General features: G+C 68.6%; 24 protein-coding genes and 1 pseudogene. 6 read left to right on the forward strand and 19 right to left on the reverse strand.

What is annotated here, in order from left to right:
* Positions 1-63 precede the first annotated feature (63 nt).
* The 4 genes and pseudogenes from K3U93_RS20845 to K3U93_RS20860 form a co-directional block, all read right to left on the reverse strand.
* The gene (locus K3U93_RS20845; protein WP_071511205.1) at positions 64-1,740 is read right to left on the reverse strand and encodes a bifunctional uroporphyrinogen-III C-methyltransferase/uroporphyrinogen-III synthase; all 1,677 of its coding nucleotides are present in this window, start codon (positions 1,738-1,740) and stop codon (positions 64-66) included.
* Entirely contained in the window at positions 1,737-2,708 is a 972-nt protein-coding gene (gene hemC / locus K3U93_RS20850) for a hydroxymethylbilane synthase (RefSeq protein ID WP_071511204.1), read from the reverse strand. Before hemC ends, K3U93_RS20845 begins: the two co-directional genes overlap by 4 nt.
* A gap of 13 nt (positions 2,709-2,721) precedes the next feature.
* Complete coding sequence (locus K3U93_RS20855) at positions 2,722-4,131, reverse strand: glutamyl-tRNA reductase (protein WP_071511203.1); 1,410 nt, start codon at positions 4,129-4,131, stop codon at positions 2,722-2,724.
* A 7-nt stretch (positions 4,132-4,138) separates the two neighbouring features.
* A pseudogene (locus tag K3U93_RS20860) lies at positions 4,139-4,490 on the reverse strand (glutaredoxin family protein).
* Between the two features lie 93 nt (positions 4,491-4,583).
* Between K3U93_RS20860 and K3U93_RS20865 the strand changes: the two are divergent.
* From K3U93_RS20865 to cmaA2, 5 genes are all read left to right on the forward strand, one after another.
* Positions 4,584-4,895, forward strand: coding sequence for a WXG100 family type VII secretion target (locus tag K3U93_RS20865; RefSeq protein WP_071511201.1), 312 nt, complete (start codon positions 4,584-4,586; stop codon positions 4,893-4,895).
* A complete protein-coding gene (locus K3U93_RS20870) occupies positions 4,888-5,178 on the forward strand; it encodes a WXG100 family type VII secretion target (protein WP_071511200.1) in 291 nt (96 codons plus the stop codon). The genes K3U93_RS20865 and K3U93_RS20870 overlap by 8 nt, the downstream gene beginning before the upstream one ends.
* 123 nt (positions 5,179-5,301) lie before the next feature.
* Positions 5,302-6,204: an HAD family hydrolase gene (locus K3U93_RS20875; RefSeq protein ID WP_071511199.1), complete on the forward strand. Its 903-nt coding sequence runs from the start codon at positions 5,302-5,304 to the stop codon at positions 6,202-6,204.
* Positions 6,205-6,248: 44 nt separating this feature from the next.
* Entirely contained in the window at positions 6,249-6,761 is a 513-nt protein-coding gene (locus tag K3U93_RS20880; protein WP_071511198.1) for an FAS1-like dehydratase domain-containing protein, read from the forward strand.
* 11 nt (positions 6,762-6,772) lie between these two features.
* Positions 6,773-7,681 (forward strand): cyclopropane mycolic acid synthase CmaA2, encoded by a 909-nt coding sequence (gene cmaA2 / locus K3U93_RS20885; RefSeq protein WP_071511197.1) that lies wholly within the window; start codon positions 6,773-6,775, stop codon positions 7,679-7,681.
* Positions 7,682-7,705: 24 nt separating this feature from the next.
* Here cmaA2 and K3U93_RS20890 read toward each other — a convergent pair whose 3' ends face one another.
* The 9 genes from K3U93_RS20890 to K3U93_RS20930 all read right to left on the reverse strand — a co-directional run bounded on the left by K3U93_RS20890 (position 7,706) and on the right by K3U93_RS20930 (position 15,297).
* On the reverse strand, positions 7,706-8,809 hold the full coding sequence (locus K3U93_RS20890; protein ID WP_071511196.1) for a lysophospholipid acyltransferase family protein: 1,104 nt from the start codon (positions 8,807-8,809) through the stop codon (positions 7,706-7,708).
* Positions 8,791-9,918, reverse strand: coding sequence for an SDR family oxidoreductase (locus K3U93_RS20895; protein WP_071511195.1), 1,128 nt, complete (start codon positions 9,916-9,918; stop codon positions 8,791-8,793). Before K3U93_RS20895 ends, K3U93_RS20890 begins: the two co-directional genes overlap by 19 nt.
* 60 nt (positions 9,919-9,978) lie before the next feature.
* Positions 9,979-10,080 (reverse strand): 30S ribosomal protein bS22, encoded by a 102-nt coding sequence (locus K3U93_RS20900; protein WP_003402602.1) that lies wholly within the window; start codon positions 10,078-10,080, stop codon positions 9,979-9,981.
* A gap of 153 nt (positions 10,081-10,233) precedes the next feature.
* On the reverse strand, positions 10,234-10,488 hold the full coding sequence (locus tag K3U93_RS20905; RefSeq protein WP_071511194.1) for a cell division/environmental response transcriptional regulator: 255 nt from the start codon (positions 10,486-10,488) through the stop codon (positions 10,234-10,236).
* A 139-nt stretch (positions 10,489-10,627) separates the two neighbouring features.
* Entirely contained in the window at positions 10,628-11,503 is an 876-nt protein-coding gene (gene proC / locus K3U93_RS20910; RefSeq protein WP_176219903.1) for a pyrroline-5-carboxylate reductase, read from the reverse strand.
* A 24-nt stretch (positions 11,504-11,527) separates the two neighbouring features.
* A complete protein-coding gene (locus K3U93_RS20915) occupies positions 11,528-12,367 on the reverse strand; it encodes a thioesterase family protein (protein WP_071511192.1) in 840 nt (279 codons plus the stop codon).
* A gap of 16 nt (positions 12,368-12,383) precedes the next feature.
* A complete protein-coding gene (locus tag K3U93_RS20920) occupies positions 12,384-13,226 on the reverse strand; it encodes a sugar phosphate isomerase/epimerase family protein (protein ID WP_071511191.1) in 843 nt (280 codons plus the stop codon).
* Positions 13,227-13,252: 26 nt separating this feature from the next.
* Positions 13,253-14,284 carry an Rv0497 family membrane protein gene (locus K3U93_RS20925; protein ID WP_071511190.1) on the reverse strand — a complete coding sequence of 344 codons (1,032 nt, stop codon included), beginning with the start codon at positions 14,282-14,284 and terminating at the stop codon, positions 13,253-13,255.
* Positions 14,281-15,297 (reverse strand): Ppx/GppA family phosphatase, encoded by a 1,017-nt coding sequence (locus K3U93_RS20930; protein WP_071511189.1) that lies wholly within the window; start codon positions 15,295-15,297, stop codon positions 14,281-14,283. The genes K3U93_RS20925 and K3U93_RS20930 overlap by 4 nt, the downstream gene beginning before the upstream one ends.
* A gap of 129 nt (positions 15,298-15,426) precedes the next feature.
* Between K3U93_RS20930 and K3U93_RS20935 the strand changes: the two genes are divergently transcribed.
* Positions 15,427-16,212 carry a DUF3109 family protein gene (locus K3U93_RS20935; protein WP_071511188.1) on the forward strand — a complete coding sequence of 262 codons (786 nt, stop codon included), beginning with the start codon at positions 15,427-15,429 and terminating at the stop codon, positions 16,210-16,212.
* A gap of 34 nt (positions 16,213-16,246) precedes the next feature.
* On the opposite strand, the gene regX is transcribed toward K3U93_RS20935, so the two are convergent.
* The 6 genes from regX to K3U93_RS20965 all read right to left on the reverse strand — a co-directional run bounded on the left by regX (position 16,247) and on the right by K3U93_RS20965 (position 22,391).
* Positions 16,247-16,930: a two-component sensory transduction protein RegX gene (gene regX / locus K3U93_RS20940; RefSeq protein WP_071511243.1), complete on the reverse strand. Its 684-nt coding sequence runs from the start codon at positions 16,928-16,930 to the stop codon at positions 16,247-16,249.
* Between the two features lie 34 nt (positions 16,931-16,964).
* Entirely contained in the window at positions 16,965-18,185 is a 1,221-nt protein-coding gene (locus K3U93_RS20945) for a sensor histidine kinase (protein WP_139796805.1), read from the reverse strand.
* Positions 18,186-18,337: 152 nt separating this feature from the next.
* A complete protein-coding gene (locus K3U93_RS20950) occupies positions 18,338-19,093 on the reverse strand; it encodes a phosphoglyceromutase (protein ID WP_083009836.1) in 756 nt (251 codons plus the stop codon).
* A 12-nt stretch (positions 19,094-19,105) separates the two neighbouring features.
* Positions 19,106-19,654 carry a type III secretion system chaperone family protein gene (locus tag K3U93_RS20955; RefSeq protein WP_176219904.1) on the reverse strand — a complete coding sequence of 183 codons (549 nt, stop codon included), beginning with the start codon at positions 19,652-19,654 and terminating at the stop codon, positions 19,106-19,108.
* Complete coding sequence (gene mshA / locus K3U93_RS20960; protein WP_071511186.1) at positions 19,651-21,006, reverse strand: D-inositol-3-phosphate glycosyltransferase; 1,356 nt, start codon at positions 21,004-21,006, stop codon at positions 19,651-19,653. Before mshA ends, K3U93_RS20955 begins: the two co-directional genes overlap by 4 nt.
* Positions 21,007-21,065: 59 nt before the next feature.
* A complete protein-coding gene (locus K3U93_RS20965) occupies positions 21,066-22,391 on the reverse strand; it encodes an ROK family protein (protein ID WP_083009837.1) in 1,326 nt (441 codons plus the stop codon).
* Positions 22,392-22,403: the final 12 nt, after the last annotated feature.

The raw sequence follows: 22,403 nt of genomic DNA on the forward strand, positions 1-22,403 counted from the left end.
CAGAATGCCAGCCCCGGCGGCGTGTCGCTGTGCAGACACGCACGCTCGCCTGTCCGGCCGCCACTAGCGCCTGCGGCTCTTCTTGCGCGGCGGCGGCAGCGCGCCCTCGGCGCGCAGCCGCGCGGCGTGTTCGGCCAGGGCGTCGACCAGCGGGCCGACGGCGGCGGTGTCGGGCTGCACGTCCACCCGCAGGCCGAACTCGGCGGCGGTCTCGGCGGTCTTGGGGCCGATGCAGGCGATGATCGTCCGCGCGTGCGGCTTGCCCGCGATGCCGACCAGGTTGCGCACGGTGGAGCTGGAGGTGAAGCACACCGCGTCGAAGCCGCCCGTCTTGATCATCTCGCGGGTGGCCGCCGGCGGGGGCGCGGCGCGCACGGTCCGGTAGGCGGTGACGTCCTCGATCTCCCAGCCACGCTCGCGCAACCCCTCGGCCAGCGTCTCGGTGGCGATGTCGGCGCGCGGCAGCAGGACCCGGTTCACCGGGTCGAAAACGCTGTCGTAGGGCGGGAAGTCGTCCAGCAGGCCCAGCGAGGACTGCTCACCGGCCGGCACCAGCTCGGGGCTGATCCCGAACGCGCGGACCCGGTCGGCCGTCGACTCGCCGACGCAGGCGATCTTCACCCCGGAGAACGCGCGGGCGTCCAGGCCGAACTCGCCGAACTTCTCCCAGACCGCGCGCACCGCGTTGGTGGAGGTGAACACCACCCACTGGAAGCGGCCGTCGACCAGGCCCTTGACGGCCCGCTCCATCTGGGCGGGGCTGCGCGGCGGCTCGACGGCGATGGTCGGCACCTCGATCGGCAGCGCGCCGTAGGAGGTCAGCCGCTCGCTCATCTCGCCGGCCTGGTCCTTGGTGCGGGGCACCAACACGGTCCAGCCGTAGAGCGCGCGGCTTTCCCACCAGTTCAGCTTCGCCCGGCTGGCCACCGTCTTGCCGATGGTCACCACCAGCGGCGCCATCCGGCCGTTTGCCGGGGGCGGACCCGCGGGGTCGGTGCCGTTCAGCACGGCCGGGTCGGTCAGTCCCGCCAGCGTGGTTTCGACCGAACGCTGCTGACAGGTGGTGCCCTGTGCGGTCACCACGCACGGGGTGGCCTCGGCCAGCTCGTGGTCGATCAGGGCGCGGGCCGCATCGGCGAGATGCGACCCGGTGGCCTGCAGGATCAGCGGACCAGGAGCCGCGGCCAGCGCCTCCCAGTCGATGTCGTCGGGGTCGGCGCGGACGTCGGCGACGGTGTGCGACGAGCCCAGCGGCAGCCCCGCATAAGTGGGGACGGCGCTGGTGGTGGCCAGGCCGGGGATGATCTCGATGGGCAGGTGGCTCCGCGCGACGGCGTTCGCCTCGGCGATCACCGCGTCGAGCGTCAGCGGGTCACCGGCCACCAGCCGCACCACGTCGGCGCCGGACCGGGCCTCGGTGGTGAGCGTCTTGGCGACTTCGGCGGGCTCGCCCAGCGCCGGGCGGATGTCGGGGCCGCCCGGTAGCGCCGGGGGCTGATCTCCGTCGCCGCCGGCCGCGTCGCCCTTGCGGGCAGCGGGACCGGCCGGCGCCGGGCCGGAGATCGGCGGCAGGTCCCTGCCGATCAGCGCCAGCACGGGCTCGGGCACGTCGGGGTCGGTGAACACCAGGGCGGCGTTGGCCAGCACCGTGGCCGCCCGTGCGGTCAACAATCCCGGGTCGCCCGGGCCAGAGCCCACGAAAGTGATGCGGCCCGGTCTCGGCTTACGCCCTCGTGTCATTGTCGCTCCCACGTCTCTCGCTCAACTCCCTCGCGCGGACCCTGCCGCGCCGCCGACATCAGCTCCCGCGCGCCCAGTTCGAACAGCTCGGCGGCGACCGAGAGCCCCAGCTCCCGTGCCCGACCGGGACTGCCGATGCCGGACGCGCGGATCACGTCGGACCCGTCCAGCGCCGCCACGCAGCCACGCAGCGACAGCTCTTCGAAGACGCGGCCTTCCTCATCGATGGACTCGACCACCTCGGCGATCGCGCCCACCGGTGCGGAACAACCGGCCTCCAGTTCGGCCAGCAGGGCTCGCTCCGCGGTGACCGCCACGCGCGTGTCGGCGTCGTCCAACTCCGCCAGCACCGCCGCCAACCGGCTGTCACCGGCGCGGCATTCGACGGCCAGCGCGCCCTGAGCCGGTGCTGGCAACATCTGCACCGGCTCTAGCGTCTCGGTGACATCGCCGAGGCGGCCCAGCCGGGCCAGGCCGGCCCGGGCAACCACGATCGCGTCAAGATCACCACTGCTTACCCTGTTCAACCTGGTATCTAGGTTGCCTCGTAGGGGGCGGATTTCCAAACCGAGACCCAATGCTCTAAGCTGTGCGGCCCGCCGCGGAGACGACGTGCCCACCAGCGAACCGGCTGGCAACTCCGCGAGCACCAGCCCATCGCGGGCCACCACCGCGTCGCGGGGGTCATTCCGTGGCGGTATCGCCGCGATCGTGAACCTCGGGTCATCGGCGGTTGGCAAATCCTTGTGCGAGTGCACCGCGGCATCGACGCGGCCGTCCTGGATCGCCTCGCGCAGCGCCGTGGTGAAGACGCCCACGCCCAGGCTTTCGATGGGCGCCGATGATCGGTCGCCCGCGGTGGCAATGGTCACCAATTCCGCGGGATGGCCGTTGGCGATCAGGGCGTCCCTGACGACGCCGGCCTGGGTGGTGGCCAACAGACTGCCCCGGGTGCCTATGCGGATCACGGGCGCCAATCAGCTACTCACCGGGCTGGTTTGGGCTACCCGCACCGTGCGCGCGGGGGCCAGGGTCGAATCCGCTTGGCACCACTGGCAATTCGCCCGCGACGACGGCGGCTACGGAGTCTATGGCGGTCTGGTCCAATTCGAACAGTTCGCGCAGCGCCTCGGCGTAGCTGTCACCCCCTGGGGCACTGGCGAGCTGTTTGATCCGTACGGTGGGCGCGTGCAGCAGCTTGTCCACCACCCGCCGCACGGTGCGGGCCACCTCCTCGCGCTCGGCGCTGGCGAGCCCGGGTAGCCGGTTGTCCAGGCGCAGCAGCTCCGCCTCGACTACATCGGCGGCGCGCTGGCGCAAGGCGGTCACCGTGGGGGTGACCTCGGCCATCCGCTGTCCCGCGAGATAGCTGGCAACTTCGGCCGCCACGATGTGGCGCGCGGCCTCGACATCGGCGGCCGCGGCATGGGCCGACGGTTCGTGTTGCACACGCTCCACGTCGACGACCCAGACGCCGGGCAGCCCGGCCACCGCCGGGTCGACGTCGCGCGGCATGCCCAGGTCGCAGATCACCAAGGGATGGGTGGTCTCATCAACACTCGAGCGGCGGGCGGCGGCCAGCGCGTGGTGCACGTCGGCCAGCGAAACCACGGGGCTGACCGCCCCCGTGCAGCTGACCACGGCGTCGGCATCCGCCAGCGCGTCGGCCAGCCGGTCGAGGGTCAGCGCCTCGGCCCGCACGCCCGACTCCCGGATCCGGCGGGCCAGGCGCTGGGCCCGCGACGCCGACCGGTTGACCACGCGGATGCGCTCGATGCCGGCCCGGGTCAGGTGCGCCGACGACAGCGCGCCCATCGCCCCTGCGCCGACGACCACGGCGGTCTTGCCCGCCAGCCCGCCCAGCCGGCGTTCGGCCATGCCCAGGGCGACCGACACCACCGAGGCGCCGGCGGCGTCGATAGCGGTTTCGGAATGCACCCGCTTGCCCACCGACAGCGCCCGCTGCGCCAGCTCGTGCAGCACCCGGCCGACGGTGCGGTTGGCCTCGGCCGCGGCGTATGCGCGGCGCACCTGACCGAGCACCTGCTGCTCGCCGATCACCGCCGAATCCAGGCCGCTGGCGACCGCGAATAGGTGTTCGACGGCGGCCTCGCTGTAGCGGACGTAGGCGTATTGGGTCAGGTCGGCCATCGACATTCCGGAGTGTTCCGACAGCACCTGCCCGACCACCGCCAACCCGCCGTGGAACGCGTCGACGACGGCGTAGACCTCGACCCGGTTGCAAGTCGACAGCACCATCGCCTCGGTCACCAGCGGTGACTGCAACACCCGATCGACGATCTTGACCTGATCGGACTCGTCGGTGCTGAGCTGTTCCAGCACGGAGACCGGCGCACTGCGGTGCGAAACCCCGAAGAGCAGGATGCTCACGGCAGCATCACCTGGCCAGCTCCCTTGCTTCCTCCAGTAACTGAACTGGTGTCCACGGTAAACGTTTATCAGGTGGGCTACCAAATATCGGTGCGGGCCAGATCGGCGCGCAGCCGAGCCTCATCGATCTCCCAGTAACTGTGCTCGCGACCGTCCAGCAAAATCACCGGCAGCCGATCACCGAACTCGGCCCGCAATCGCGGGTTGCCCGTCGACGCGGCGGCGTCGACATCGGTCGTGGACAGCTCGAAGCCCAGCTCGGCGGCCAGTTCGGCCAGCCGCGCGTGTACCCGCGCGCAGACGGTGCAGCCGTCGCGGGTCAGCAGCTCCACCCGTGCCCGGCTCGTGGGTTGAGGCATGGCCCCAGTGTGGCATTTGCCCCAGACCGCCGGGCCTTTCGGCGGCGTCTGGGGTGAATTGTGGGGCCGGGCGGTGACGGTTAGGTTGCCGCTGTGGCCGCTGACGACACGTTGCGCGTCGACCCGCCCGCGATGCGGGGGTTCGCCGACACATTGTGCGGTGCCGCCGAGGATCTGCGGCACCGGCTGGCCGCCCTCGACGGCCAGGTCGGCGGGATGCTGGGCGGCTGGCGCGGCGCATCCGGGAGCGCCTACGCCTCCGCGTGGGAGCTGTGGCATCGCGGCGCCGGCGAGGTGGAGGTGGGCTTGTCGATGCTGGCGCGGTTGGTGGCCCAGGCCGGTGGGATGTATCAGGCGAACGAGGCGGTATCCGCGCGGGCGCTGGGCGGGGTGGACCGTGGCTGAGGCGTTTCGGGTCGATCCGCAAGCGCTGGCCGACGCGGCGCAACGAATGACGGAGTTTCAGCGCTACGCCGACAACACGCTCACCGAAATCGATTCTCTCGTAAGCAATCTGCACGCGACGTGGACGGGGCGAGGCGCGGCGGCCCACGCCGAGGCGCACCGGCACTGGGCTCGCGGCGAGGCGATGATGCGCGAGGCATTGGCTCAACTGCGGACCGCGGGCGAGACCGCCCACCGCAACTACACCGGCGCAATGTCGGCGAATCTGGCCATGTGGTCCTGAACCCGATGACGCCGCCCGCCGAAGGGCCGGCATCGCGAAACCCGCTCTAGACGTCCGCCGGATAGGGTTGATACCGGCCACCCGCTGGTTACCGGGCGGCACGGCGATCTAGGAGATGCGGCGATGACTTCCTCTGAGTCGGGCGGCGCCGGTCGCATTGACTTGGAGTCGTTGGCCGACAACGCAAGCGCCAAACGCGCGCTGGAAGACCTGCAGGCCGAGGGCGCCCCCGAGGAGGGTCGCCCGCAGCCACCGATCGACCTGACCGCGGCCGCATTCTTCGACGTGGACAACACCCTGGTGCAGGGTTCCTCGGCGGTGCATTTTGGCCGCGGGCTGGCGGCCCGCAACTACTTCACCTATCGCGATGTGCTCGGATTCGTCTACGCCCAGGCCAAGTTCCAGTTGCTCGGCAAGGAGAACAGCGACGACGTCGCCGCCGGCCGGCGCAAGGCGCTCGCCTTCATCGAGGGCCGCTCCGTCGAGCAGCTGGTCGCTCTGGGCGAGGAGGTCTACGACGAGATCATCGCCGACAAGATCTGGCCCGGCACCCGCGAGCTCACCCAGATGCACCTCGACGCCGGCCAGCAGGTGTGGCTGATCACCGCCACCCCATACGAACTCGCGGCGACCATCGCGCGCCGGCTCGGCCTGACGGGCGCGCTGGGGACCGTCGCCGAGTCGGTCGACGGAATCTTCACCGGCAGGCTGGTCGGCGAAATCCTGCACGGCACCGGGAAGGCTCACGCGGTGCGCTCGCTGGCGATCCGCGAGGGCCTCAACCTCAAACGCTGCACCGCCTATTCGGACAGCTACAACGACGTGCCGATGCTGTCGCTGGTGGGCACGGCGGTCGCCATCAATCCCGACGCCCGCCTGCGGGCCCTGGCCCGCGAACGCGGGTGGGAGATCCGCGACTTCCGGACCGCGCGCAAGGCCGCGCGGATCGGGGTGCCCTCGGCGCTGGCCCTGGGCGCGGCGGGCGGTGCGCTGGCAGCATTGGCATCGCGGCGCCAATCGCGCTGATAGGCTGCGCCGCTGACACGTATTCGAGCGGAGAGCAAAGCGGCATGACAGTCCCAATAGAGACCGAAGGAATCCTCGGCAGCCATTACCGGGCACCGGACTATTTCGAGGTCGGACGCGAGAAGATCCGGGAATTCGCGACCGCGGTGAAGGACGACCATCCGACGCACTTCAGCGAGAATGATGCCGCCGCCGCTGGGTATCCCACAGTGGTGGCTCCCCTAACGTTCCTCGCGGTTGCCGGCCGTCGCGTGCAGCTGGAGATCTTCACCAAATTCAAGATCCCCATCAACATCGCCCGGGTCTTCCACCGTGACCAGAAGTTCCGGTTCCACCGGCCAATCCTGGCCCACGACAAGCTGTATTTCGACACGTACCTAGACTCGGTGCTCGAGTCCCACGGCACCGTGATCGCCGAAATCCGCAGCGAAGTCACGGATGCCGAAGGGAAACCGGTGGTCACCAGCACCGTCACGATGCTGGGGGAAGCCGCACATCAAGATGCCGGCGCTGAAGAAACCATCGCCGCAATTGCGTCCATATCAGCCGGAAAGTAGGGTCAAGCCATATGACGTCCCAGGGTGACACCGGTGGCACGCAGCTAAAGCCGCCAGTCGACGCAGTCCGATCCCATTACGACCGATCCAACGAGTTCTTCAAGCTGTGGCTCGACCCGTCGATGACCTACAGCTGCGCCTACTTTGAAGAGCGTCCGAACATGACGCTGGAAGAAGCGCAGTACGCCAAACGCAAACTCGCGCTGGACAAGCTGCACCTCGAGCCCGGCATGACACTGCTCGACATCGGCTGCGGCTGGGGCTCGACCATGCGGCACGCCGTGGCGGAGTACGACGTCAACGTGATCGGCCTGACGCTGAGCGAGAATCAGTACGCCCACGACAAGGCCAAGTTCGACGAGATGGATAGCCCCCGCCACAAAGAGGTGCGGATCCAAGGCTGGGAGGAATTCGACGAGCCGATCGACCGCATCGTGTCACTCGGCGCGTTCGAGCACTTCGCCGACGGCGCCGGGGACGCCGGGTTCGAGCGTTACGACACCTTCTTCAAGAAGTTTTACAGCCTGATGCCCGACGACGGCAGGATGCTGCTGCACACGATCATCATCCCCGACAAAGAGGAGGCCGAAGAGCTCGGCTTGACGTCGCCGATGAGCCTGCTGCGCTTCATCAAGTTCATCTTGACCGAGATCTTCCCCGGCGGCCGCCTGCCCCGGATTTCGCAGATCGACCACTATTCGTCCAACGCCGGCTTCAAGGTCGAGCGCTATCACCGGATCGGGTCGAACTACGTGCCCACGCTGAACTCCTGGGCCGACGCGTTGGAAGCCAACAAGGAGAAGGCCATCGAGTTGCAGGGCGAAAAGGTCTACGACACCTACATGCATTACCTGAGGGGCTGCTCGGACCTGTTCCGCGACCACTACACGGACGTCTGCCAGTTCACCCTGGTCAAGTAGTCCCGGGCCGGCGTACGGCCGAACTCAGCCGAAGAAGATGTTGCGGCGCCCGGCCAGCAGCCGGTACAGCGTCTGCTGAATCGTCTCCCGCACCTGGTCGGTCAACTCGAAGGTGACCATCGGGTCCTCGGCGTCGGAAGCCGCGTAGTCGGTGGTGTAGATCGGCTCACCGAACGCGATGCGCCATTTCGACGGCAGCGGCACCAGGCCCGCGGGCCCGGCCAGCGGGAACAGCGGGGTGATCGGGAAGTAGGGCAGCCCGAACAGCCGCGCGAGCAGCTTGACGTCGGTGAGCATCGGGTAGATCTCTTCGGAACCGATGATCGAGCAGGGAACGATCGGCGCCTTGGTGCGCAGCGCGGCCGTCACGAAGCCGCCGCGCCCGAATCTCTGCAACCGATAGCGGTCCTCGAAGCGCTTGCCCAGCCCCTTGTAGCCCTCCGGGAACACGGCGGTGAGCTCGCCCGCGGCGAGCAGCCGGTGCGCGTCCGCCGTGCAGGCCATCGTGTGGCCCGCCTTGCGGGCGGCTTCGCCGATCATGGGCAGGTCGAACACCATGTCGGCGGCCAGTAGCCGCAGGTCCCGCTGCGCCGGGTGCTCGTCGTGAACCGCCACCGACAGCATCAGCCCGTCGAACGGCAACACCCCGGCGTGATTGGCCACCACCAACGCGGCGCCGTCGCTCGGCAGGTTCTCGATACCGCTGACCTCGACCCGGAACCACGACCTGAAGAAGAACCGCAGCAAAGGCCGAACGATCGCGTTGTTGAAGTGCGGATCGAACCCGAACTCGTCGACGGTGTAGTCGCCCGTGATCCGCTGCCGAAGGAAGCCGGCGACCGCGGCGACGCGCTGGGCGAGATCGTTGAGCGGCGCCTCGGCGGTCCCCGACATGCCAGCCGCACCCGCGGCGCGGCGGTGCTCGTCGATTTCGCGGACGACGGCGGCGATCTGTTCCGCCGACGCCCGGCCGCGCGGATCAGAAAGCAGCGAAGGATGTTGACGAGACGACTCCGCCCGTTGGTCGGCTCTCCGACGCGCAGCTACCCGACCCCGATTGGCGTGCAGTGGAATGACATTCGCTCTGGTTTCACCCGCCGCCACGATATCTACCTGACCCCACCCCATGGATTTGGATTTCGGCTACCCCAGCGCTGCGCTACCGCTATGGCGCGACCCTCCAAGGAGCGTACCCGATGCGGGTCGATTATGGGAGTCAAGCCGCGGCCGCGCACGTAGTCGTCGAACGCTTCGGCCGTCGTCCATTTGGGCTGATGGCCGAGTTCGGTTTTCATTCTCGTGGTGTCCATGACACGGCCGTAACTCAAATAATCAAACTGATCGCGGGTTATCTCCGTATAGCGATTAGCCCGTCTCAGCGAATCCAGCGCCCAGACGCCAAAGCCGGGTACTGGCAACGGGATACGGCCCGCCCGCCGGATCGCCTGGGACAGCATGATGATGCCGTCGGCGCCGATGTTGAACGTGCCCGCCTTGCCGGCCATCGCCGCGCGCTCGAGCGCCCCCAGCGCATCCTGCTCGTGCAGCAACTGCAGGCGCGCATCCCGGCCGAACATCGTCGGGACCAACGGCCCGGCCAGGTATCGCGACAGCGTGGTGTCCATCGCCGGGCCGATCATGTTGGCCAGCCGCAGAATCGTCACCGCGATGTCGGGCCGGCGCCGGCCCAATCCGCGCGCGTAACCCTCGATGTCGAGGCTGTCCTTGGCGAAACCGTCGCGGAACGGCCGGCGGCCGCTGCTGTCCTCGGTGAACATGACGGGATCGCGCGGACTCGACCCGTACACCTCAGAGGTGGACTTGAGCACGACGCGGCGCACCGAGGGCGCCTTCTGACAGGCCGCGAAGAGTTGCATCGCGCCCATCACGTTGAGTTCCTTGAGCGCCGCGCTGCCGCCGGATCGCGGCGCGTACGACGCCGCCGCGGCGTGCACCACCGTGTCGACGTCGCCGTTACGAATCACCTTAGCAATGAACGGATTTCGAATGTCGGCGCGGACAAACTCGGCGCGGCCCATGCGGCGCAGCATGTCCTTGCTGGGGGCGATCGCGTCCACCGCGATGACGGAGTTGATCAACGGGTTCTGCGCGAGCCGCGCGGTCAGGTAACCGCCCAGGAAACGGCAGGCGCCGGTGACCAGCACAACCTTCGGGTAGTGCACGGTGTCACCGGCGGCGCCGCCCGTTCCGGCACCATTTCCGCTGGACTGATCCACTCGAACAGCCTAACGGCCCGGCGAGGCAGCGGCGTTACGGTCGACTGGGCTTACTTGGGCTTACTTGCCAAGTTTTCTGCGCTGCACCCGTGTGCGACGCAGCAGCTTGCGGTGCTTCTTCTTCGACATGCGCTTGCGCCGCTTCTTGATTACTGAACCCATGAACTCCGCTATCTGACCGGTGATCGCTGCTAAAAACCTCGAGCCACCTTACCCGGCGAGCGGCACGCAACACCAAACGGGCACCGACTGTGAATTCCACGACGCGACACTCCGATCGCCGTCGCGAGCTTCACAGTCGGGCCAGGAGCTTGGCTAGCCCGCGTCGAAGTACGAAGTCTCCAGCATGTCGTGGACGGCCTTGGCGTGTACCCGGAAGGACCGCCCCACCCGGACCGCGGGCAGCTCGCCGTTGTGCACCAGCCGATACACCGTCATCTTGGAGACGCGCATCAGCGCCGCCACCTCGGCGACGGTGAGAAATTGCGTCCTGGCCTGCTGGCCCTCGAGTGAACCGGTGTCCCGCTTGCCAGCTGAATCTCGCGCCGATGGCCCGTTCGTAGACGTCATCGCAACCCAATCGTGTCAGGCCCACGCAATGCCAGCGGCTTCCCCTCCGCTGGCACCCACACGGGCATACAAGAGGAGAATAGCGGGACTAATGGGGTTACTGGTACTGGTGGGGGATAATCAGTTCGAAACTTTTAAATTATTCCGATGTAATTCTTAGCTGCTCAGAGCGCCTTTTGGCGGCCTGAACCGCCGCATCCACGGCCACCCGCAACCCGCCCCGTTCGAGTTCGCGCAGCGCAGCGGCGGTCGTCCCGCCGGGCGACGTGACCGTCGCGCGCAGCTGCGCCGCCGTGGTGTCCGCCCGCATGCCCGGCGCCTCGCCCTCGACCGCGCGCCCGTCGGAATCCATCCGCTCCAGCAGCATCGCCGCCGATCCGGCCATCGTCTGCGCGGTCAGGTCGGTGGCGACCTGGCGGCTCAGACCCGCCGCGACACCGGCGTCGACCAGGGCCTCGACCATCAAGAAGAAATACGCCGGACCCGAACCCGACAGCGCGGTCACGGCGTCCATTTGGGATTCGGGAACGCTCAGCACGCCGCCGACCGAGTCGAACAGGGCGGAGACCCCCTCGAGCTGCGGCGGAGTAACGAAACGGCCCTTGGCCAGCGCGGTCACCCCCGCACCCACCAACGCCGCCGCGTTCGGCATCGCCCGGACCACCGGCGTCCCGGCCGGCAGCTTGGATTCGAAGTAGGTGATCGTGATCCCCGCCGCGACCGTGACGAACACCTGCTCGGCGCTGTCGCCCTCGGCCGCGGCGGCCGCGCGGGCCACCTCCGCCATCACCGGCTCGACGTCGGCCGGCTTCACGGCGACGACGACGAACGTCGCGTTCTCCACCGCATCGCTCACCGAGGTCACCAACACCGAATAGGTGTCCGCCAGGTACTTGGCGCGCTCGGGCATCCGCTCGGCCACCACCAGGTCTTTGACCTGCCGGCCCGCGCGCAGCAGACCCGACAGCAATGCCTCGCCGATGCTGCCGCCGCCGATGATCGCGATTCTTGCCATGCCGGACAGCATCGCAGACACCGGCTACTCCCGAGCGGCAGGGACCAACGCCAGCTGGCGGGCTTGCACCACGAGGCGGCCCAGGCTGTCGACGACGATGTGGTCCTCGTCGAACCAGTCGTGGCCGATCTCCATGCACGTCGCGATGATTCGCAGCCAGCCGTCGGCGGGCAGGCCCCGAAGGAAGGCGGTGAGCTGGATGGTGGGGGCCCAGCCGGTGCGGTCCACGGCGAAGGTCACCGGCGCCGACAGGTCGCCGCACATGAGCGCGAACAGCGCGTCCGGGGCCACGCCGCGGGGCCGGGCCCACATCTGGATCACCGGCGGTCGCCCGTTCGCGCTGAGCCCCATCGTCGACAGCACCGGCCGCACGTCGCAACCCTCACCCAGATGCACCAGGCCGGCCAGCGGGTGCCCGGGCCCGATCGGCGCGACGTCGTCGGGCGGTTCCGGCGCCATCAGGTCCAGGACGGGGTTCGCCGACAGCAGCGGCGCCGCCCGACCGCCCGGTGGGAAATGTTCCGGCTCGCCGAGGTTGACGACGGCGTGCACGGCGGTGCGGTCGCCCTGGGTGAGCTCGACGTCCACGACGCTGATCCGACGCCCGCGCTTGCGGATCGACGTCACCAGGCGCACCGCCCCCGGATCGGGCGCCCACAGGAAGCTTGCCGACACGGCCACCGGCTGCAGGGCCGGTTGCAGTCCTTGCCCGCCGTGCGCGGTGCGGGCGGCGTTGGCGCACAGCGCCAGCATCGCGCCCCCGTGCACCTTGGGTCCGATGGTCCAGTGCTTGTCGAGCTCGCCCTCATACACGCCGGGGCCGGCCTCCCGCAGCGTCATCGCGGTGGTGAACAGCGCGCTCATGGTCTCCTGGTGGTTGTCAGCGCAGCAGATGCGTGCGGGCGAACTGCAACGATTCGGCGAGCATGCTTTCGCGCTCGGTGGCCGAGCGCGCGCCCGACGTGGACACTTCCAAAATGACGTGCCCGGCGAAATAGCCGCCGGCCAGCATCTGGCATACCTCGGCGGTGGGCTGCGTGCCGCGCCCCGGCACCAAGTGCTCGTCGGCGGGCAGCCCGCTGCCGTCGCACAGATGCAGATGAACCAGGCCCGAACCCATCCGCCGGGCCATGTCCAGCGAGTCCGTTCCCGCCGTCGCGGTGTGGGACAGGTCCAGCGTGTAGTGCGCATGGTTGCCGTCCAGCGGGTCGTAGGACGGCGCGAACGCCGAAATCGCCGGGCCCGGGCCGCCGCCGCGCCTGCGCATCCGTTCCCGTGACTGGCCGGTGCCGAAAAACCGGTCCGCCCGGAACGGGAACATGTTCTCCACGGCGACCATCACGTCGCTGGAGGCTTCGAGGGCGGACACCTGGTCGCTGAACCCCTCGGCATAGCGCCGTTGCCAACGAAACGGCGGATGCACGACGACGGTCTGTGCGCCCAGGCGTTCGGCGGCCCGCACGCTGCGTTCCAGCTTGGGAATCGGGTTTGCTCCCCACACCCGCTGCGAGATCAGCAGGCAGGGGGCGTGCACCGACAACACCGGCACGCGATAGCGCCGAGACAGCTTTTTGACGGCATCGACGTCTTGGCTGACCGACTCGCTCCACACCATCAGCTCGATCCCGTCGTAACCGAGCCTGGCCGCATACTCGAACGCGGCCTCGGCCCGCAACGGGTACACCGAGGCCGTCGAGAGGCCGACTTTGATTGCTGGGCGCAACGGTCTGTGGTTCTGAGTACGTCTACCTAGCCCGACTGCAGCGAAAGCGCCAAGGGCCCCAACGTGATCAGCGCACCCACCGCGACCGCGATCAACGTGCTGGCGATGTCCTCGGTTTTGCGCACCACCCGGACCCCCACCACCAGGCCCAGGATCACCAGCACGGAGAGCACCAGCGCGACGATGCTGTTCCAACGCCACAGCTGGTCGAACGCGACGAAGAGCCCGGCCCCGAACACGACGGCCAAGATCGATTGCAGCACGGTCACACTGCCGCGCCAGAGCGCCTCAAACCTGCCCGGCGCCCCCTCGACCTCCTCGGCTTCCCCGGCCTGGCCGGCACGGTCGGCCTCGATGTCGGGGTGGTGGTCGAGCTCTTCGTCGCCTGCCAGTCCGGCCGTCAGCGAGCCCGCGTCCGCCGCGGCTTGCTCCCCGCCGCGTCGCCGAGCGATTTCATCGGCAAGGGTCTGCCCGCCGAACAGCGTGGAATCCGAGTGCAGGAAGGAGCGCACGTACGCTGAATCCTCGGTCGCGGGTTCGGCTTCGCGCACCTCGGAGTCCATCACGTCCACCGGGATGTCGGCGTAATTGTCCACCGGGTCCGGACTCATCCCCTCCGCACCGGACCGCTGACCCGGCTCGGCCGGGTGCCGGGCGTCCGGCAGGGGCCGCGGGTAGGCGCTGCGCTCGGGCCCCGACAAGCGTTGGGGCTGCGGCGGCGACTTGGGCCAGCGCGGCGCGGGTTCCGACCAGTACGCCTTTTGGGCCGGTTCTTCGCTGAGAAGTTCGGAAACGGGTTCGGGGCCCGGCTGAGGCGCCGGTTCGGCGACCTGGACCGCTCCTTCGGGCCCCTGTTCGCTCTCGTGGTGGTCGTCGTCACGGATGACCGGGATCTCGCCGGTCAGCTCGGCGACCGTGACCGCGTCGCTATCGCCGCGCCGACGGCGCCGCCGCCGAGTGACCGCCGGGGCGCCAATGGTTCCGTTCCTGGCCAGCAATTCGGCCACCGAGATCGGCCGAGTGCTAGGGCTCTCGGTCTCGGAGTGTGGTCCGGTCATGGTTTGTTGCCTCTCGATCGGTTCGCGTTCCGATCAACTATCTGGCCTCTAGCATTGCGCACCGAGCTCTCGACGAGTGCGGTTCCGTCGGCTTCGCTGTCGAGTTTGCGCAAGATGAGACCTTCCCGTAACGCCCACGGGCAGATATCCACCTCTTCGATCGACAGCGCTCGCATGCTTGCCTCCGCCACCAGGGCGCCCGCCACGATCTGCGGTGCCCGCTCGGTGCTCACTCCTTCCAGCTCGGCCCGGTCAGCGGTCGTCATCCTAGAGATGAAAGCTATGAGTTGTCTGAGGCCGTTTGCTGTGAGTATCCGCTTGACCCGCGGTCCGGCCGCCGACGGGGCCGCGCCGGTGAGCCGCGCCAACGAACGAAACGTCTTCGAGGTCGCGACGGCCAGATCGGGCGGACCGGCTTCCAGCACCGCCACGCTGGCGTCTGCCAGCTCGGCGTCCAGCCAATCCCGCAGCATCGCCACCCGGCGCCGGCCGGGCGGATCGTCGGGCAGCCATTCGCGGGTCAATCGCCCGGCGCCCAACGGCAACGACAGCGCGACGTCGGGCTCCTCGTCGACGCCACTGGACAATTCCAGCGAGCCGCCGCCGATGTCCAGGTTGATGATTCGCCCGGCGCTCCAGCCGTACCACCGGCGCACCGCCAGGAACGTCAGCCGCGACTCGTCGACGCCGCCCAGCACCTCCAACTCGACACCGGTCTCTTTACGCACGCGGGACAGCACGTCGTCGGAATTCTCGGCGTCGCGGACCGCGGACGTCGCGAAGGCCATCAGCTCGGCGCAGCCGGAGCTGTCCGCGATCTTGGCGAGCTCGCCGATCGTGGAAACCAACTTGTCGGCGCCGCGCTTGGTGATCTTGCCCGAGCCGTCGATGGACTCGGAGAGCCGCAGCGTGGCCTTCGTCGAACTCATAGGTGTCGGATGCCCACCGCGGTGGGCATCGACCACCAGCAGATGGACCGTGTTGCTACCCACGTCAAGCACGCCCAATCGCACAGGGAACAAACTAGCCGGGCGACGAGGCCGCGCACGTTCCGCCCTGTCGCGCGGCCCGCAATCCCCGGTCATGCGGGGCCCGAGTGTCGACGGGTCGGGCGGCCGGGATCGTGGTCTAACGTTGAAAACGTGGCGAATTCGCACCCAGAACCGGGGCAAGAGGTCGAATTGGATTTCGCCCGCGAGTGGGTGGAGTTCTACGACCCGGATGACCCCGAGCACCTGATCGCGGCCGACCTCACCTGGTTGCTATCACGCTGGACGTGTGTATTCGGCACACCGGCCTGCCGCGGCACGGTGGCGGGCCGCCCGCATGACGGGTGTTGCTCGCACGGCGCGTTCCTGTCCGACGACGACGACCGCGCCCGGTTGGACGACGCGGTGAAAAAGCTGACCGACGACGATTGGCAATTCCGCGAAAAGGGATTGGGCCGCAAGGGCTACCTGGAACTTGACGAACACGATGGCCAACCCCAATACCGCACCCGCAAACACAAGGACGCGTGCATCTTCTTGAACCGGCCCGGCTTTGCCGCCGGCGCCGGATGCGCACTGCACACCAAGGCCGTCGAGCTGGGCGTGCCGCCGCTGACCATGAAACCCGATGTCTGCTGGCAATTGCCGATCCGGCGCAGCCAGGAATGGGTGACCCGGCCCGACGGCACCGAAATCCTCAAGACCACCGTCACCGAATACGACCGCCGCGGCTGGGGCTCCGGTGGTGCGGACCTGCACTGGTATTGCACCGGCGATCCGGCGGCCCATGTCGGCGCCAAGCAGGTGTGGGAAAGCCTGGCCGACGAGCTCACCGAGCTGCTCGGCACCAAGGCCTACGCCGAACTGGCGGCAATGTGCAAGCGCCGCAGCAAGTTAGGGCTCATCGCGGTGCACCCGGCGACCCGAATCGCCGAGTAGCCGCGCGTTCAGGCCCCGCCGTCCGAGCCGTTGGCTAACCCTCGAGCTTGTACCCCAGCCCCCGCACCGTGACCAAATGCACCGGGTTGGCCGGGTCGGCTTCGATCTTGGACCGTAGGCGCTTGACGTGGACGTCAAGCGTCTTGGTATCGCCGACGTAGTCGGCGCCCCACACCCGATCGATCAACTGCCCGCGGGTCAGCACCCGACCGCTGTTGCGCATCAGGTACTCCAGCAAGTCAAACTCCTTGAGCGGCAACGTAATCGTGTCACCGTTGACCGAAACGACGTGCCGTTCGACATCCATCCGCACCGGCCCGGACTCCAGCACACCGTCGCTGATTTCGGAGTCGTCGTCACCGCCACGGCGCAGCACCGCTCGAATCCGCGCGATCAACTCGCGCGCCGAATACGGCTTGGTCACATAGTCATCGGCGCCCAGCTCGAGGCCGACCACCTTGTCGATCTCGCTGTCGCGGGCGGTCACCATGATCACCGGCACGCCGGACCGGGCACGCAGCTGCTTGCACACGTCGGTCCCCGACATACCCGGCAGCATCAGATCAAGCAGCACAATGTCGGCGCCGCCGCGGTCGAACTCGGCGAGTGCCGCCGGGCCGTCGGTCACCACCGTGGCCTCAAAGCCCTCCTTGCGCAACAGGAATGCTAGCGGATCGGCCAGCGACTCCTCGTCCTCCACGATCAGGACACTGGTCATGAGCGCCACTCCTCCACATCGTCGCCGGCGGGTGTCATCGACTTAGCTCTTCCTCTCGTTGTGACTTGTTGGGCCGCACCTCGCGACCCTGCGGTTGCTCGGGTTGTTCGTCGTTGTCCTTGAAAGCCGGAATGGAAAGGGTGAACGTCGATCCGGTTCCCGGCTTGCTCCACACACCGATGCTGCCATTGTGGTTGGCCGCAACGTGTTTGACGATGGCAAGTCCTAAGCCGCTGCCACCGGTGGCACGCGAGCGCGCCTTGTCGCCGCGGAAGAACCGCTCGAAGACCCGCTCCTGGTCTTCCAGTGCGATCCCGATGCCGCGGTCGGTGACGGCGATCTCGATGTTGTCGCCGCGGCAGCGCCGGCTGATGGACACCGGCGAACCGGGAGGCGAATAGGCGATCGCGTTGGAGACCAGGTTGGCCAGGGCGGTCACCAGCAGCGTTTCGTCGCCCAGCACCCGCAGGCCGCTGGGCGCATCGGTGCGAATCTGGATGTCAGCGTTGTCGGCGGCCACCTTGTGGCGTGAAATAGCTTCGGACACAACAATATCCACGTCGACATCGGTGACGTTGGGCAACCGCTCGGCGCCCTGCAGCCGGGACAGTTCGATCAGCTCGGCGACCATGTCACCCAGTCGGTTGGCCTCGACGAGCACCTTCTCGGCGAACCGGCGGACGGTTTCGGAGTCATCCGCCGAAGCCAGCAGGGCCTCGGCGAGCAGGGCCATGGCGCCAACCGGGGTCTTGAGCTCGTGGCTGACGTTGGCGACGAAATCGCGCCTGGTCGCCTCCATGCGGGCGTAGTCGGACTGGTCGTGGACAAAGACCACGGCGAACCGGCGGTCTTCTTCGCTCAGCAGACGCGCTTGCCCGTGCACCGACAGCCCCGACCGACCCGCCGCGCGTTTGCCCGGCTGCAGGTCGAATTCGACGTCGACGCCGGTGAGCGCCTGCTGCGCGGCCTGCCAGGCCTGGTTGTCCAGCTGCCGATCGCGCACCAGGCCCAATTCCTTGGCCCGTTCGTTCAGATAAACGACATCGCGATGGGAATCCACCACCGCGACGCCCAGCGGCATCAGCGCCACGATGCGTTGCAGCATCTGCGCGACGGTGATTCCGGTCCATTCGGTGGACCCCTGGTGGCGGCGTTGGACCGCGCGCGGTGCCAGCCTGATCCCGGCCGCAACACCTACGGCCAACGCCAGCACGGACAAGACCCCGGCCAGCAACAGCGCCGAGAACACGGTCACATAGAAAATCCTACAAATCTTCCTGAACGCTGCCCTAGCGGAGCGAGGCCAAAATCAGACAAGTCACATCTTGCGCCACAGGTGTTCCGCTTCCGTTCACGCGATGTTTGGCAAATAGGCCTTTGAAGCGGCCTGTCGGCCCGCGATCAAACTCAGGCCCGCCCTTGGCTGGCAACCGCCGCGGCACCGGCGGCGGCCGCCTCCGGGTCGAGATAGGTGCCGCCCGGGACCACCGGACGCAGATCGGCGTCCAGGTCGTAGCGCAGCGGAATGCCGGTCGGGATGTTCAGCCCGACGATTTCTTCGTCGGACATCTGGTCCAGGTACTTGACCAGGGCGCGCAGCGAGTTGCCGTGCGCGACGATCAGCACGGTCTTGCCGCTCCGCAGATCGGGGACGATGACGTCGGTGAAATACGGCAGGAAACGGACCACCACGTCGGCCAGGCATTCGGTCAGCGGGCCGCCGCCGATGTTGGCGTAACGGGGGTCGGTGTCCTGGCTGTACTTGCTGCCTTTCTCGATCAGCGGCGGGGGTGTGTCGTAGCTGCGCCGCCAGGCCATGAACTGCTCCTCGCCGTAGCGGTTCTTGATTTCGGCCTTGTCCAGGCCCTGCAGCGCGCCGTAGTGGCGTTCGTTGAGCCGCCAGCTGCGCCGCACCGGAATCCACAGCCGGTCGGCGGTGTCCAGCGCCAGGTCCGCGGTGGTGATCGCGCGTCGCAGCAGCGAGGTGTACAGCACGTCGGGCACTAGGCCGTGCTCGACCAGCAGCTCGCCGCCGCGCACCGCTTCGGCCCGGCCCTTTTCGGTCAGCCCGACGTCCACCCAGCCGGTGAACTGGTTGCTTGCGTTCCATTCGCTCTCGCCGTGGCGGAGCAGCACCAAGGTGGCAGTGTCTCGGGGTTGCATCGGCTTAGCATTTCACGGACGCGCGCGGTCATCATCAGGGTCGTCTTCTTCGTCGACTTGATTGATCAGGTGAGCGAACGCCTCCAGGTTCTTCAGCGACTCGCCCCGCGACACCCGCCACTCCCATTCTTTCTGGATCGACGAGCGAAAACCCAACTCCAGCAACGTATTAAAGTCCGAATCCACCGCTTCGAGCACCTGGCCGAGCACCCGGTCGATCTCGTCGGCGTCGACCGACGCCAGCGACATGCGGCCCACCAGGTAGATGTCGCCGACGTTGTCCAGCGTGTAAGCGACCCCGTACAGTCGGCGATTGCGCTTGAGCAGGAAACGGTAAACACCCTCGTGGTTCTCGTCGGGCTTGCGGCACACGAACGCCTCGACGCGCACCGAATGCTCGCCGACGATCAAGATGGTGTTGGTCTTGAGCTTGCGCTCGCCCGGCAATTCCACCACCAGCCCCGGCGATCCGCCATGCGCGCCAGGGAATTCCGAGTAGGCCAGCCCGCTGGCCTGCAGCGCGTGCTCGACCACCGAATACACGGCCTGCGTGGACGTCACGCGCCCACTCCGCGTCGCGTCGCCCAGTGGCGGGGCTTGCGCATCGATGCCCGGTCACGGAACTGGCGCTGACGCTCGGCGGTGAAGTCGCCGATCGCCCGCCGATAGCTGGCCAGCAGCGCGTCGGTGGTGTTTTCCCAGGAGAAGCCGGCCGCGTGCGCGGCGGCCGCGCGGCTCATCGCCTCCGCCCGCGCGGCGTCGAGCCGCAGCAGCCGATCGAGGGCATCCGCCCAGTCACCTACGTCATGCCCGGACACCAGGGTGCCGGAGATCCCGTCGCGCACCGCCACCGGCAGGCCGCCGACCGCGGCCGCCGCCACCGGCGTGCCGCACGCCTGTGCCTCGAGCGCGACGAGACCGAACGACTCCGAATAACTAGGCACCGCAACAAGATTGGCGGCCCGGAACAAGGTGGCCAGGTCCGCGCGGGACTGCGGTGGCAGGAAGGTCACCCGGTCGGTGATGCCGAGTTCGCCGGCCAGCCGAACCAACCCGTCCGGCCCACCAGCCCGAGACGTCAGACCGCTGCCCGACGGGCCGCCGGCCACCACGATGCGCAGCCCGGACAGTTTCGCCGCGGCGCGCAACACGATATCGGGCGCCTTCAGCGGCTGGATCCGTCCGACGAACGCCACCACGTCTTCGTCGAGCGGGAGCCCCAGCGCGGCCCGGGCGGCCCGGCGGTCGCCCGGGCGGAACACGTCCAAATCGACGCCGGGATGGACCACGTCGATGCGCGCCGGATCGGCGTGATGGATCGAAATCAGTTGCTTGGCCTCATCATCGGTGTTAACGATCAGCCGGTCGGCCTCGTCGACCACCTGCTGCTCCCCCACCGTGCGCAGCGGCGGCTCGGGCGGATCCCCGTCGGCCAGCGCCGCGTTCTTGACGGCGGCGAGCGTGTGCGCCGTGTGCACCAGCGGCACCGCCCAGCGGTCGCGGGCCAGCCAGCCGACCTGTCCGGACAGCCAGTAGTGCGAGTGCACGATGTCGTAGTGGCCCGGCTCGTGCGACGCCTCGGCGCGCAGCACCCCGGCCGCGAACGCACACAGCTGGGTGGGCAGATCGTATTTGTCCAGGCCCTCGAACGGCCCGGCCACCACGTTGCGCACCAGCACGCCGGGCGCCACCCGCTCGACCGGCGGATCGGCGGACGCGGTGGCCCGGGTGAAGATCTCCACCTCGATGCCCCGCCGCGCCAGGTGCAGCGCGGTTTGCAGCACATAGACGTTCATGCCGCCCGCGTCGCCGGTTCCCGGCTGGGCCAGCGGCGAGGTGTGCACCGCCAACACCGCGACCCGGCGAGGGGCATTCAGCCGGAAGACGTCCCGGACAAGCTCGTCGTGCCGCACACTCTCATCTTTACAGGACGGGCCGCCACCAGGCCCAAGCGCGCTGGACGCGGGGCGCGTTAAGCCGACGACTCGTCGCCAGCAGCGACATCCGGCAGCTGCGGGTCCAGCGCCCCGGCTCGCCGCATCGCGCCCAGGGGATCGGCGTACAGCCCGCCCAGGGACACCGTCCCCGCCCCGGCCTCCTGCACCCGGTTGCCGAAGGCGGTGACGCGGATATCGCGCGGCGGCAGCACCGAGCGCGCGGCGAACGCCGCCTCCACTTGCTCCATCGCCTCCGGGTATTCGGTGAAGGCCTGGCCGCCGACCACCAGCTCGTCGGGGTTGAGCATGTCGCGCAGCAAGGCGACCGCCTCACCGAGAACCCGGGCCCGCTCCGCCAGCAGGTCCTTGGCCTGCTGGTTGCCGGCCCGAGCCACCCGAACCAGGTCGGTGATGGCGGTGGTGGAGCCGTTGCTGCGGGTCGCGGGGGCTGCGGCGAGGATGCCGGGAATGATTTTCAGCCGGCGCGCGGCGGCCAGCACCGCCTCGTCGCTGACGGTGGACTCCAGCTGCCCGGTGCCGCCGAGCAGCTCGGAGTACGCGGGCAGGGCCGCGATGGTGCCGGGACCGCTGGCCGGGCAGTGCACCCGTCCGCCGATCACCAGCGCGTAGCCCACGGTCTCGCGGGCGTAGACGTACAGGCTGGTCGGCGAACTCGGCGCGAACCGGCGCATGCCGAGCAGCAGCTCGGCTCCGGCCATCGCGTCGACGTGCGAGGCCACCGATACCGGCAGGCCCAACGCGTCGGCCAATACCGGCCCGACCGGCGCCTGCCGCCAGCCCAACCGCGGGTGGTCGACGTGACCGGTGGTGCCGTCCACGGTGCCACCGATCGCCACCCCCACCCAGAGCGGGCGGCGCCGATGCCAGCGCCTCAGGTACCGGCTGGCGCTCTCGGCCAGCGACGCGAGCGCGGGTCCGGCGGGACTGAGCGGTGTCGGGGTCTCGACCGTGTCCAGCGTGCGGCCGAACAGGTCGGTGGCCACGATGCTGGTGGTTCGCGCGCCGACGTGGATGCCCAGCGTCACGAACGGTTCATGGTTGACCTCCACCGGCACGCGTGGGCGGCCGATGGCCCCGGAGACGGCCAGGTCGGCCCGCTCCCGCAGGAGGCCGGCCTCGAGCAGCGAGATGACCTGGCGGTTGACGGTCGCGATACTCAGCGATGTGACGCCAGCGATGACGTCACGGCCGACCGGGCCGCGCAACCGGACGGCCCGGAAGACCGACGCCGCCGCCGAGTCGGAGATGTGCAACGCCGGCGGCAGGATCTGGCGGTGCAACCGGAGGTGGCCTTTGCGGCCGGGTGAACGATGGCTGTGGGTGAGAGTAGTGGTGCGCACGAGCGTCCTTTG

Origin of the sequence: Mycobacterium malmoense (assembly GCF_019645855.1) — a bacterium.
Classification (GTDB): domain Bacteria; phylum Actinomycetota; class Actinomycetes; order Mycobacteriales; family Mycobacteriaceae; genus Mycobacterium; species Mycobacterium malmoense.